General features: G+C 61.0%; 13 protein-coding genes. 8 read left to right on the top strand and 5 right to left on the bottom strand.

What is annotated here, in order from left to right; translation table 11 throughout:
• The first annotated feature begins 115 nt into the window (after window positions 1-115).
• Entirely contained in the window at window positions 116-1327 is a 1212-nt protein-coding gene (locus tag AC0Z4S_RS03895) for an HDOD domain-containing protein (RefSeq protein ID WP_485622126.1), read from the top strand.
• Window positions 1328-1461: 134 nt separating this feature from the next.
• Here AC0Z4S_RS03895 and AC0Z4S_RS03900 read toward each other — a convergent pair whose 3' ends face one another.
• Window positions 1462-2451 (bottom strand): GGDEF domain-containing protein, encoded by a 990-nt coding sequence (locus AC0Z4S_RS03900; protein ID WP_071174022.1) that lies wholly within the window; start codon window positions 2449-2451, stop codon window positions 1462-1464.
• 212 nt (window positions 2452-2663) lie between these two features.
• Entirely contained in the window at window positions 2664-3848 is a 1185-nt protein-coding gene (desA, locus tag AC0Z4S_RS03905) for a delta-9 fatty acid desaturase DesA (protein ID WP_485622127.1), read from the bottom strand.
• 147 nt (window positions 3849-3995) lie between these two features.
• Here desA and dibA point away from each other — a divergent pair, with 147 nt between their 5' ends.
• The 6 genes from dibA (at window position 3996) to AC0Z4S_RS03935 (ending at window position 10366) form a co-directional block, all read left to right on the top strand.
• On the top strand, window positions 3996-5915 hold the full coding sequence (gene dibA / locus AC0Z4S_RS03910) for a phosphodiesterase DibA (RefSeq protein ID WP_485622128.1): 1920 nt from the start codon (window positions 3996-3998) through the stop codon (window positions 5913-5915).
• Between the two features lie 238 nt (window positions 5916-6153).
• On the top strand, window positions 6154-6336 hold the full coding sequence (gene oscA, locus AC0Z4S_RS03915; RefSeq protein ID WP_007917682.1) for a sulfur starvation response protein OscA: 183 nt from the start codon (window positions 6154-6156) through the stop codon (window positions 6334-6336).
• A 147-nt stretch (window positions 6337-6483) separates the two neighbouring features.
• The gene (locus AC0Z4S_RS03920; protein WP_064361638.1) at window positions 6484-7497 is read left to right on the top strand and encodes a sulfate ABC transporter substrate-binding protein; all 1014 of its coding nucleotides are present in this window, start codon (window positions 6484-6486) and stop codon (window positions 7495-7497) included.
• A gap of 172 nt (window positions 7498-7669) precedes the next feature.
• Window positions 7670-8488 (top strand): sulfate ABC transporter permease subunit CysT, encoded by an 819-nt coding sequence (gene cysT, locus AC0Z4S_RS03925; protein WP_007952818.1) that lies wholly within the window; start codon window positions 7670-7672, stop codon window positions 8486-8488.
• A 12-nt stretch (window positions 8489-8500) separates the two neighbouring features.
• Window positions 8501-9373, top strand: a complete 873-nt coding sequence (cysW, locus tag AC0Z4S_RS03930) for a sulfate ABC transporter permease subunit CysW (protein WP_064361637.1) — start codon at window positions 8501-8503, stop codon at window positions 9371-9373.
• A gap of 3 nt (window positions 9374-9376) precedes the next feature.
• Window positions 9377-10366, top strand: coding sequence for a sulfate/molybdate ABC transporter ATP-binding protein (locus AC0Z4S_RS03935; protein WP_041071059.1), 990 nt, complete (start codon window positions 9377-9379; stop codon window positions 10364-10366).
• A gap of 88 nt (window positions 10367-10454) precedes the next feature.
• Here the strand turns inward: AC0Z4S_RS03935 and AC0Z4S_RS03940 are convergent, their stop codons facing one another.
• Window positions 10455-10982 (bottom strand): Mpo1 family 2-hydroxy fatty acid dioxygenase, encoded by a 528-nt coding sequence (locus AC0Z4S_RS03940; RefSeq protein WP_485622129.1) that lies wholly within the window; start codon window positions 10980-10982, stop codon window positions 10455-10457.
• A gap of 84 nt (window positions 10983-11066) precedes the next feature.
• Here AC0Z4S_RS03940 and AC0Z4S_RS03945 point away from each other — a divergent pair, with 84 nt between their 5' ends.
• A complete protein-coding gene (locus AC0Z4S_RS03945) occupies window positions 11067-11744 on the top strand; it encodes a Crp/Fnr family transcriptional regulator (RefSeq protein WP_485622130.1) in 678 nt (225 codons plus the stop codon).
• Between the two features lie 126 nt (window positions 11745-11870).
• Here the strand turns inward: AC0Z4S_RS03945 and uraH are convergent, their stop codons facing one another.
• Together uraH and AC0Z4S_RS03955 are read right to left on the bottom strand one after the other, a co-directional pair.
• Window positions 11871-12281, bottom strand: coding sequence for a hydroxyisourate hydrolase (gene uraH / locus AC0Z4S_RS03950; protein ID WP_485622131.1), 411 nt, complete (start codon window positions 12279-12281; stop codon window positions 11871-11873).
• An 11-nt stretch (window positions 12282-12292) separates the two neighbouring features.
• Entirely contained in the window at window positions 12293-12778 is a 486-nt protein-coding gene (locus tag AC0Z4S_RS03955; RefSeq protein WP_485622132.1) for a GlcG/HbpS family heme-binding protein, read from the bottom strand.
• Window positions 12779-12846: the final 68 nt, after the last annotated feature.

Genomic DNA, 12846 nt, shown 5'->3' on the forward strand with positions numbered 1-12846 from the left:
GACAAAAACCCGCTTCGGCGGGTTTTTTTACGCCCCTTGAAACACATCGGTCGCGTTTGCGCTGTAACGAATGCCCGGCATTGGCTAAGGTTCAGGCATTGCAAGGAGAGCGCGCATGACTGCCGTTGATTTACCCGCCGTACCCCGGGTGCTGATTGCCGAGGCCGACCCCTGGTCTCGCGACCTGCTCAAACAAGTGCTGCTTAACGTGCGCTGCGATGCGCGCCTGGATCTGTGTGCCGATGGCCAGCAGGCGCTGTCGTTGCTCGGCGAGGTGCCGTATGACCTGGCCATCGTCGATTGGGAGCTGCCCGGCATCGATGGACTGCATGTGCTGCGCAGTGTGCGCCAGCGCAAACGCAATCCGCCGCTGCCGTTCATTCTGATGAGCAGCCGCAACGACAGCGCCAGCGTGCGCGAAGCGATTCCGCTGGCGCCGACGGCGTACCTCACCAAACCGTTGAACATGGAAGGCTTGACCGAGCGCTTGCAGGGTTTGCTGCTCAACGCCGGCGAAGCCGTGGTCTGCGAAGTGCCGGCAATGGCGCCGGGCATGACCCTGTCGGTGTTTCTGGAACGGCGTCGCGAGCAGGCCGATGGCGCGCCGCTGATGACCGACGTGCAAGTGGCGGTCAAGCGCAGCCTCAATCCCGAAGGGCTGGACCTGAGACTGCTGGAGGAAGAGGTTCGCACCGATCCGCAGATCACCGCGGTACTGATCGCGGCCGCCAACAGTGCTGCGCAGCACCATGGCGCGCCAGTGCAGACGCTGGCGCAAGCGCTGCAGCGACTCGGCACCGGGCAGAGCATGAACCTGATACTCGGGCTGGCGCTCAAACGCAGCGCCCGGCTCAGCGATCCATGCCTGGCGGACTACGCCGAGCGCTACTGGGAATTGTCACTGCACACGGCGGAATATGCCCGCACGCTGGCGCGATTGCTCGATCTGGATCAGGAGCGCTGCTATTGCGCGGGCATGCTGCATCGACTCGGCGATCTGGCGCTGCTGCGCTGCTTGCAGGAATGGCAGCAGGCCGGCGGCGAGCTGGACGAGCTGGAAGAGGTCGGTGAAGCGTTGGCGAAGTTCGCCGCTTCTTACGGCTCGGCATTGAGAACTCGCTGGCGGCTGCCGCTGGAGTTGCGCGAGTTGATCGCTTCGGTCTACCAGCTCGGTGGTGGCGTTTACAGTCGCGAGGCGCTGGTGATGAACATGGCGGCGCAGATGGCGCGGCTGACCGAGCATGAAGGCGTCGAGGAACTGGCGAAGAGCCGGACGGCGCGGTTGCTGAAGATCGGCTTGCCGGAGTTGATGCGGATGCGCAAATGACAGATCACCCCATTCCAATGTGGGAGCGAGCCTGCTCGCGAAGGCGGTGTGTCATTCACCTCTGAGTTCACTGACAAAACGCTTTCGCGAGCAGGCTTGCTCCCACAGGTACAGCACCAGGTGTGAAAACCGGATCAGGCCGCAATAATCCGGTTCTTGCCCTGCCGCTTCGCCTCGTACATCGCCGCGTCTGCGCGGGCGAACAGGCTGTCGAGGCTCTTGTCTTCGTCGGTGAGGTTGGTCAGGCCCTGGCTCACGGTGATGCTGAACGGCTGGCCGTCGTGGTTGAAGCGCAGTCGCTGGATTTCCTGCTGCAGTCGCTCCGCCACTTGCACGGCCATCTCCGGCGCACAGCCGGGGAACACCGCAGCGAACTCCTCACCGCCAATCCGTCCGAACAGATCGCCACGGCGCAATGAGCCGCGCCCGCATTCGGCGATCCGTTGCAGGACGTTGTCGCCTTCCGGATGGCCGTAACTGTCGTTGATTACTTTGAAATCGTCGATGTCCAGCAGCAGGAAGGCCAGCGGTGTGCCCTGGCGGCGGGCCTCGGCGAATTCGCGGTGGGCACATTCGAAGAAGTGGCGGCGATTGCTGCTTTGCGTCAGCACGTCGGTTGTGGCCAGGCGTTGCAGCTCGGTTTCCATGTGCTTTTTGTCGGTGATGTCTTCAGCGATGCCGACGATGATCACCGGCTGCCCAGGCTCGTCCTGGCGATTGATAAAGCATTTGTCGCTGAGCCAGCGCACCTGGCCGTCGGCGGCGATGATGCGGTACTCGCGATCTTCCACCGCACCTCGGTGCAGGACTTCGGCAAGACTCTGTTCGGCGTACTCCAGATCATCGGGATAAATGCTGTCACGCCACTGGTTGTAGTCAGCCAGCAACAGCGCGGCGGAACGGCCGAAGATTCGTTCATACGCCGGGCTGACGTACAGCACCTGCCGGGTTTCCCAGTTGAAGGCCCAGAGCACGGCGTTGACGCTGACCAGCAGCGAACTGATCAACTGTTCGCGTTCACTCAGACGCGCGACTTCACCTTGCGCGTGCATCAGCGCCATCAGCGTTTGCGCGGCCTCGGGCCATTGGGTGAAGGATGTGTCTTTCTGGTTGTTGTTGACCATCGGCACAGATCTCAAAGGGCGCGCCGCAATGTCGACAACGGCCACAGGACAACCCGCCGGAGATGGCGAAGTGTCTTTGAGATAGGGGATTTTCGGCGAAGTTCCCGGCCATTACCGAGTCCCGCCAGGCGGCGAGGGTGTAGGAGCTGACGAGTGCAACGAGGCTGCGATCTCTTGATTCTCGGAATCAGAAGATCGCAGCCAGTGCCCGATCAGACCGCCGCAGGACGCAGCGAGTAGGTTTTCAACTGATCGGCAAAATCACGCAACGACTGGATGCCACTGGCCTCGGCCTCGTGAATCCATTCCTTGATGGCAGCGAGCATGTCGTGGCCATTGGAGCTGGTCTTGACCCAGATCTGCTGCAGGGCCAGGCGTTTTTCGTAAATGACTTTCAGCGCCTGGCTGTGTTCGAGCATGGTCTGGATGCGCAGGTGATGACGGTCTTCCAGCAGGCTGGTTTCCCGCGACAGCAGGCGTTTGGCCCGGTGGAACTGGTGGCGCACCGAATGATCGACCTTGGCCAGTTCCTGTTTGACCAGCGGGCCGATCACCAATTTGCGGTACTGGGCCATGATCTGGAAGCGGTTGTTGAGGATCGCCATGGCGGTGTCCATGTCCAGGCTGCCTTTGCCTTCGACGCGGTGGGCGACTGGCGCGACCCGCTGCACCTTGGCCAGGCGCAGGAAGCAGAAGACCTTGATCCACGCCCAGCCGAGGTCGAATTCCCACTTCTTCACCGACAGCTTGGCCGAGTTGGGGTAGGTGTGATGGTTGTTGTGCAGTTCTTCGCCGCCGATCAGGATGCCCCACGGCACCAGATTGGTCGCCGCGTCGCGGCACTCGAAGTTGCGGTAGCCGACAGCATGGCCAAGACCATTGATGACGCCGGCGGCCCACACCGGAATCCACATCATCTGGATCGCCCAGATGGTGATACCGATGGTGCCGAACAGCAGCAGATCGATAACACCCATGATCGCCACGCCCAGCAGCGGATAGCGGCTGTACAGGTTGCGTTCGATCCAGTCTTCCGGGCAGTTCTTGCCGTAGATGCGCAGGGTTTCCGAGTTCTGCGCTTCGCTGCGGTACAGCTCGGCACCGGTGCGCAGCACCGTGGACAGTCCCTTGATCACCGGGCTGTGCGGGTCATCTTCGGTTTCGCATTTGGCGTGGTGTTTGCGGTGGATGGCGGTCCACTCGCGGGTGTTCTGCGCCGTGGTCAGCCACAGCCAGAAACGGAAAAAGTGCTTCAGACCCGCATTCAGCTCGAGCGAGCGGTGGGCCGAATAACGGTGCAGATAGACCGTGACGGCAACAATCGTCACATGGGTCATCAGCAGGGTGACCGCGACCAGTGACCAGGCCGACAAGCCAAGAAAACCTTCGTACCACATAGGCTATAGGGCCCTCGATAAAGATAAAAACAGCCGTTGCATTATCACTAAGCACACAGATAAAACCAGTCGCCCTTTCAGATAAGAAGTCGCTGAATGTTTCTTGACCTATAATTCCAACCTTTTTGTAGGGACATGGACGACCGAATGCCTGCGACTTACCGCGATGCCTTGCGTGCAGCGCTGCTCTATCTGGTACTGGCCGCCGTGTGGCTGCAAGTAACTGATCATTTATTAAGCAAGTTCTTCGATGACTCCGGTGAGCTGGCCCGTTGGCAACTGATCAACGGTTATCTGCTGGCCGCGGCCAGCGCCGGGCTGATTTTTCTCGCGCGGGCGCGTGTGGGCCGATTCCTCGGCATCGGTGCACATTTGCGCGAGCGCCACACCGACCGCGAGCGCCTGCGTCAGGCGGCCGCCGTGTTCGACTGCACCCGCGAAGGCGTACTGGTCACCGATCACCGGGGCCTGATCGTCCACGTCAACCGCGCTTTCATCGAGATCACCGGTTATCGGCGCGATGAGGTGATCGGCCAGCAGCCCAGTCTGTTCAAGTCCGGCCACCATCCGCCGGGGTTCTATCAGGCGATGTTCGCCACCCTCGAGGCCGAAGGTGAATGGAGCGGCGAGATCTGGAACCGGCGCAAGACCGGCGAGATTTATCCACAGTGGCAGACGATCCGGGTGATTCACGATGATTTCGGCCGGCTCAGCCATTACGTGGCGGTGTTCTCCGACATCAGTGCGATCAAGGATTCCGAGTCCGAGCTCAAACACCTGGCGCATCACGATCCGTTGACCGATCTGCCCAATCGCCTGCTGTTCAGCGATCGCGCCGAGCAGGCGCTGGCGTCGGCGCAGACGCACAAGCGGGGCTGCGCGCTGCTGCTGCTCGATCTCGACCACTTCAAGATGATCAACGACAGCCTCGGGCATAACGTCGGCGACCGCTTGCTCAAAGCGGTGGCGAAGCGTTTGCAGGAGCTGGTCGGCCCCGGCATCACCTTGGCGCGGCTGGGTGGAGACGAGTTCGCGGTGCTCGCGGAAAGTTGTCCACAGCCTGCGCAGGCGGCGGCATTGGCGCAGCGGATTCTGGACGCGTTCAAGGAGCCGCTGCTGATTGACGGCAATCAACTGTTTATCAACGCCAGTATCGGCATCAGCCTGTTTCCCAGCGATGCCTTGAGCGCCGAGCAGTTGCTGCGCAACGCCGACAGCGCGCTGTTCAAGGCCAAAAGCAGCGGGCGCAACGGTTACGCGCTGTACACCGAAGAGCTGACCGCACACGCCCAGCAACGGGTCGAAATCGCCTTCGAACTGCGCCGCGCGCTGGAGCAGCAGGAATTGCGCGTTTATTACCAACCGGTGCATGACCTGCACAGCAGCCGTCTGATCGGCGTCGAGGCACTGGTGCGCTGGCAGCATCCACAGCGCGGCCTGGTGTCGCCGGCGGAATTCATTCCGATTGCCGAGCGCACCGGTCTGATCGCCGACATCGATGCCTGGGTGATGCAGCAGGCCTGTCGTCAGATGTGCCAATGGCAGCAAAGCGGCGTGGTGCTGTCGTTCGTCGCGGTGAATGTCTCGTCGCGCCTGTTTGCCCGACGCGACCTTTACCAGCAGGTGGCGCAGGCACTGCACGACACGGGACTGGATCCGGGCTATCTGGAACTGGAAGTCACCGAAAGCGCGGTGATGGACGATCCGGAAGTGGCGCTGGAACAAATGCACCATTTGCGTGAGCTGGGTGTGCGCCTGGCCATCGATGATTTCGGCACCGGCTATTCCTCGCTGCTGCGGCTCAAGCGCCTGCCGGTGCAGAAACTCAAGATCGATCAGGGCTTTGTTGCCGGGTTGCCCTGGGACGAGGATGACGTGGCGATTGTCCGGGTGATCATCGCGCTGGCGCGGAGCATGGGCATGCAGGTGCACGCCGAGGGGATCGAGCAGGTTGAGCAGGCGGCGTTTTTGCGTGGGCAGGCGTGTGATCTGGGGCAGGGGTATTGGTTTGGGCGACCGGTGCCAGTGCAGGATATCGATTGGGCCAGAGCACCTGTGATTGGTTGAAAGATCGAAAGATCGCAGCCTTCGGCAGCTCCTACAGGGGCCGGTGCAGGAGCTGACGCAGGCTGCGATTTTTTGCTTTTACAGGCTGCAACCCCTTGTGCGGGCAGATAAACATTTCTGGTTATATAAACATTCTTAAATAGTCTTTTTAAGAATATCCGTGCCTCTCTTATATTGCTCCCACGCCGAACGCAGTGCCGCCCACTGCCAGGCAAAACCCCTTCAAAGGAGCAGCACCATGAGCGCATCCCTTCGCAGCGTTGACGGTCAGGACGAAAGCACCATCTTGCGTGAAATCCAGAGCGCCCTGCGCGATCTGCGGTTCGGCGCGGTGGAGATCACTGTGCACAACGCGCAAGTCGTACAGATCGAACGCAAAGAGAAATTCCGTTTGCAGCAACCGGGCAAACAACCGGGCTGAGCTGAAGGTCAAGAGATCGCAGCCTGCGGCAGCTCCTACAGGGGGCTGTGCGCAGGAGCTGCCGCAGGCTGCGATGTTTGAAACGGCACCACAATTTCCGCAATACATAAGAAAAAGCCACCACCAGGAATTCCAGGAGCTTTCACCATGTCGTCGATTCGCCGTTACGCTTTGGCCGCGCTGGCCAGTGCCGTGTTTGCCGGTTCCGCCGTTGCCAAGGATTACGAGCTGCTCAACGTGTCGTATGACCCGACGCGCGAGCTGTATCAGGAATACAACGCCGAATTCATCAAGTTCTGGCAGAAGGATCATGCTGGCGACACGGTGAAAATCCAGCAATCCCATGGCGGTTCGGGCAAGCAGGGTCGTGCGGTGATCGACGGTCTGCGTGCTGACGTGGTGACCTTGGCCCTGGCCGGCGACATCGATGAAATCGCCAAGCTCGGCAAGACCCTGCCGGCCGACTGGCAGAAGCGTCTGCCGGAAGCGAGCACGCCGTACACCTCGACCATCGTGTTCCTGGTGCGCAAGGGCAACCCGAAAGGCATCAAGGACTGGGGCGATCTGGTCAAGAACGACGTTTCAGTAATCACGCCGAACCCGAAAACTTCGGGTGGCGCGCGCTGGAACTTCCTCGCCGCGTGGGCCTATGGCCTGAAAGCCAACGGCGGTGATGAAGCCAAGGCCAAGGAATACGTGCAAACCCTGTTCAAGCACGTGCCGATCCTCGACACCGGTGCGCGTGGTTCGACCATCACCTTCGTCAACAACGGTCAGGGCGATGTGTTGCTGGCCTGGGAAAACGAAGCGTTCCTGGCGCTGAAAGAAGACGGCGGTGCCGACAAGTTCGATATCGTCGTACCTTCGCTGTCGATCCTCGCCGAACCACCAGTGGCCGTGGTCGACAAGAATGCCGAGAAGAAGGGCAACGCGCAGATCGCCGAAGCCTATCTCAAGCACCTGTACAGCCCGGCCGGCCAGGAAATCGCTGCGAAAAACTTCTATCGTCCACGTGACAAGGACGTGGCCGCCAAGTACGCCCAGCAGTTCCCGAAACTGGAACTGGTGACCATCGACAAGGACTTCGGCGGCTGGAAATCCGCGCAGCCGAAATTCTTCAACGACGGTGGCGTGTTCGACCAGATTTATCAGGCGCAGTAATCTGACTTCAGCCACACATCAAGCCTGAAGCCAGGCGCGGAAAATGTGGGAGCGAGCTCGCTCGCGAAAGCGCAGTGTCAGCCGACGTAGAGTTGGCTGATACTCCCTCTTCGCGAGCAAGCTCGCTCCCACATTGGTGCGTTCAGCGGAATGCTTTTAACCAGGGACTTTTATGTCGCGTCGTATCTCCCCCGTCATACCCGGCTTCGGGCTGACGCTGGGTTACACCTTGGTGTACCTCAGCCTGATTGTGCTTATCCCGCTGGCGGCGATGTTCGTCCACGCCGCCCAGCTGACCTGGGATCAGTTCTGGACGATCATCTCCGCACCGCGGGTGCTGGCAGCATTGAAGCTGAGCTTCGGCACCGCACTGTGCGCGGCGATCATCAACGGCATCATCGGCACGTTGCTGGCCTGGGTGCTGGTGCGCTACACCTTCCCCGGACGCAAGGTGATCGACGCGATGATCGATCTGCCTTTCGCCCTGCCTACAGCAGTCGCCGGCATCGCGCTGACGGCGCTGTATACGCCGACCGGTCTGGTCGGGCAGTTCGCCGCCGACCTCGGCTTCAAGATCGCCTACACGCCGCTGGGCATTACCCTCGCACTGACCTTCGTAACCCTGCCGTTTGTGGTACGCACGGTGCAGCCGGTGCTGGCCGATATTCCCCGTGAAGTCGAAGAGGCGGCTGCCTGCCTCGGTGCTAAACCATTACAGGTGTTCCGCCACATTCTGCTGCCGGCGCTGCTGCCGGCGTGGTTGACCGGTTTCGCTCTGGCGTTCGCCCGTGGTGTCGGCGAGTACGGTTCGGTGATCTTCATCGCCGGCAACATGCCGATGAAAACCGAAATCCTGCCGCTGCTGATCATGGTCAAACTCGACCAGTACGATTACACCGGCGCCACCTCCATCGGCGTGCTGATGCTGGTGGTTTCCTTCGTCCTGTTGCTGCTGATCAACCTGCTGCAGCGGCGCATCGAAACCCCATAAGGAGGCGCGAACATGTCCCAATCGTCTATTGCGGCCGCCTCTTCGGCCAACGCTGCGCGACGTGGCAGCGCCACTTCGCGCAGAATCCTGATCGGTCTTGGCTGGCTGATCTTTTTCCTGTTTCTGCTGCTGCCACTGTTCATCGTCGTATCGCAGGGTTTGAAGAATGGCCTTGGTGCGTTCTTCACCGCGATTTTTGAACCGGATGCGCTGTCGGCGCTGAAACTGACGGTAATCGCCGTGCTGATCTCGGTGCCGCTGAACCTGGTGTTCGGCGTCAGTGCGGCGTGGTGCGTGAGCAAATACTCGTTCCGCGGCAAGAGCATGCTGGTCACGCTGATCGACTTGCCGTTCTCGGTGTCGCCGGTGATCGCCGGTCTGGTCTACGTGCTGATGTTCGGTGCCCAGGGCCTGTTCGGGCCGTGGCTGCAGGATCACGACATCCAGATCGTCTTCGCCTTGCCGGGCATTGTCCTGGCGACGATTTTCGTCACGGTGCCGTTCGTGGCTCGTGAACTGATCCCGCTGATGCAGGAGCAAGGCACTCAGGAGGAGGAAGCTGCGCGCCTGCTCGGTGCCAATGGCTGGCAGATGTTCTGGCATGTCACCGTACCCAACATCAAGTGGGGTCTGATTTATGGCGTGGTGCTGTGTACCGCGCGGGCGATGGGTGAATTCGGTGCGGTGTCGGTGGTTTCCGGGCACATTCGCGGGGTGACCAACACCTTGCCGCTGCACGTCGAGATCCTCTACAACGAATACAACCACGTGGCCGCGTTCGCCGTGGCGAGCCTGTTGCTGATCCTGGCGCTCTTCATCCTGCTGCTCAAGCAGTGGAGCGAAAACCGTATCAACCGCCTGCGCGCCAGCGCCGCGGAGGAATAATTCATGTCGATCGAAGTGCGTAACGTCAGCAAGAATTTCAATGCGTTCAAGGCGCTGGACAACATCAGCCTGGATATCCAGAGCGGTGAGCTGGTCGCGTTGCTGGGCCCGTCGGGCTGCGGCAAAACCACCTTGCTGCGGATTATTGCCGGTCTGGAAACCCCGGATCAGGGCAACATCGTCTTTCACGGCGAAGACGTTTCCGGCCACGATGTGCGGGATCGCAACGTCGGTTTCGTGTTCCAGCATTACGCCTTGTTCCGCCACATGACGGTGTTCGACAACGTCGCGTTCGGCCTGCGCATGAAACCGAAAAACCAGCGCCCGAGCGAAAGCCAGATCGCCACCAAGGTCCACGAACTGCTGAACATGGTGCAACTGGACTGGCTGTCGGATCGCTATCCGGAGCAATTGTCCGGTGGTCAGCGTCAGCGTATCGCCCTGGCCCGTGCCCTCGCGGTGGAGCCGAAAGTGCTGTTACTGGACGAACCGTTTGGCGCCCTCGACGCCAAGGTGCGCAAGGAACTGCGGCGCTGGCTGGCGCGGCTGCACGAAGACATCAACCTGACTTCGGTGTTCGTGACCCACGACCAGGAAGAAGCGATGGAAGTCGCCGACCGTATCGTGGTGATGAACAAGGGTGTGATCGAGCAGATCGGCTCACCGGGCGACGTCTACGAAAACCCGGCCAGCGATTTCGTCTATCACTTCCTCGGCGACTCGAACCGCTTGCTGCTGAGCGACGATAACCACGTGCTGTTCCGCCCGCATGAAGTGTCGTTGTCCAGACATGAGCTGGAAGATCACCACGCTGCCGAGGTGCGCGATATCCGCCCACTGGGCGCGACGACGCGGGTGACGCTGAAGGTCGAAGGGCAGACGGATTTGATTGAGGCGGAAGTGGTCAAGGATCACGACAGCCTGATCGGCCTGGCCAAGGGCGAGACCTTGTTCTTCAAGCCCAAGGTCTGGCAGAAAGTCGCCAGCCTCTAAAAGCAAAAGATCGCAGCCTTCGGCAGCTCCTACAGGGGAACGCATTCCAACTGTAGGAGCTGCCGAAGGCTGCGATCTTTCAAGCGGCCTAAGCCGCCGCTTTCCGATTCGGATTGACTCGCACCACCCCCGCCCGCGCTTCAATCTGCGCTTTCAACTCCTGCCGCATCCCCAGCAGAAACGCCAACTCAGCCACAACGAACAGCGGCCCAACGATCAGCCCGCTGATGTCATCGACAAACGCCGGTTTGCGCCCTTCATAGTGATGCCCGACAAACTGGATCACCCAGCCAATCACGAACATCGCCAGGCCGCTGCTCAGCCAGACCAGGGTGCTCTGCTGCGCCAGTGCATGCCCGGCCCACACCGACAGGCCCATCAGCAACGTCATCAACGCGCCGAGCTTCAACTCCAGACGCAGGTAAAACCACGCCGAGGCCAGCGCCACGAGGACGGCTGGAGATATCCACAACCCGCCCAGCGACCATTGCGGCCGCGACAGCAGAACAGCGACCGCCACCACGATCAGCGGAATGCCGATAAAGTGGCTGACGATGTTGCGCGGGTCGCGGTGGTAGGCGGCGTATTGACTGAGGTGGTCGACGAGGCTTTTCATTGTTGTTCCTCCAGTGGGGTTGAATGCATCATCCCTCGGGATCGGCGTTCGTTCTGTCGGGCAGGCGACACTCCAGGAGTGGTTATGCAAATTCGTGCACGGTTGCTCAGCGGCCAGTGGTTCAGTCATCTGCCGGCGTCCTTTCAGGATAGCCTGCTGGCGTTGGCTCGAGAGCGGCGGCTGACCGCGGGGCAACGGCTGTTCCAGCGCGGCGATGCCCCGTGCGGTCTGTACGCGGTGCTCGATGGCGCAGTGCGTATCGGCGCGGTGAGCGAGCAGGGCAAGGAGGCGTTGCTGAGTCTGGTGGAGGCGCCGCACTGGTTCGGCGAAATCTGCCTGTTCGATGGTCAGCCACGTACACACGATGCCTATGCGGTCGGGCCGTGTACCTTGCTGAATATTCCGCAGATGGCGTTGCTCAAACTGCTCGACGAACAGCCGCAATATTGGCGGCATCTGGCGCTGCTGATGAGCCACAAGTTGCGCCTGGCCTTCATCAATCTCGAACAGTTGAGCCTGCTGCCAGCCCCGGCACGTCTGGCGCATCGCTTGCTGATGATCGCCGAAGGCTACGGCGAACTCGACGCACCGCGTCGGGTGCTGCAACTGCCGCAGGAGCAATTGGCCGCAATGCTGTCGCTGTCGCGGCAGACTACCAATCAGATCCTCAAGGACTTGCAGGGGCAGGGGATAATTGGTCTGGCTTACGGCGAGATCGAAATCCTTGATGCCGCGCGATTGCGGGCCTTGGCCACGATTTGACGGGCGCCTGAAATCCCAATGTGGGAGCGAGCCTGCTCGCGAAAGCGGTGGTTCATTCAATGATGATGTCGACTGATACAACGCCTTCGCGAGCAGGCTCGCTCCCACAGGGAATCGGGGTCTGGATCAGGAACCACGATAGGTCGAGAAACCGTACGGGCTCAGCAGCAGCGGGATGTGGTAGTGCTGATCGGTCTGCTTGACCTGAAAGATCACCGGAATTTCCGGGAAGAACGTCTCGTGCTTGATCTTCTGGTAGTAATCGCCGGTCTTGAACACAACGCGGTATTCACCGGCTTCCAATGGCTGTTTGGCCGGGAACAGTTCGGCGATCCGCCCTTGCTCGTTGGTAGTGCCTTGGGCCAGTGGCTGCCAGTTTTCGCCGACGTGTTTTTCCAGGGTGACGTTGATGCCCGGTGACGGCAGGCCGTTTTCCAGGTTGAGCACGTGCACGCTCAGCGGGTTGCCGGCGGCCAGCGCCAGGCTGGAAACAGCGCTCAGGCCGAGGGCGGCGAGGGTCATGCGCAGGGTGGTCATGGTGGATCTCCTTAGTGGGAACGGGTGATGCTCAGGCCGGCTTTGTCGGCGGCGGCGCGGGCGCAGTTTTCGTCTTGCTCACCGCCGCCGGAGCCGGCCACGCCCATGGCGCCGACCAGTTCGCTGCCGGCGAACAGCGGGATACCGCCGCCGAGCAAAAGCAATTCATCGAGGGTGTTGAGGTTGGCGGTTTCCGGGTTGCTGCGGGCGCGCTCGGCGAACAGCCGCGTTGGGGTCTTGGTCGACAGCGCGGTGTAGGCCTTGCGTTGGCTGGCGGCGGTGTTGTGCGGCCCGACGCTGTCACCACGCAACGTCACCAGCAAGTTACCGCCACGGTCGAGCACCGACACCGTGCCGGTGCAACTGCTCATCGCCTTGTCCGCCAGCCAGCGTGCGGTTTTCAGGTCGAGATCGGCGTGGCGCGGCAGTTCTGGCGTGGCGTTCGCTACGCCGCTGAGGCCGAGGATCAGGCTGGCGACAAGGTATTTGACGGTCATGGGCAGGCTCCGAATGGGGATGTCTGCACCTTAACCGGCGCACTTCGTCAGAACCCCGTCAGGCGGAT

The sequence above is a fragment of the Pseudomonas sp. 1L-B-1-E-C1 genome (assembly GCF_057291835.1).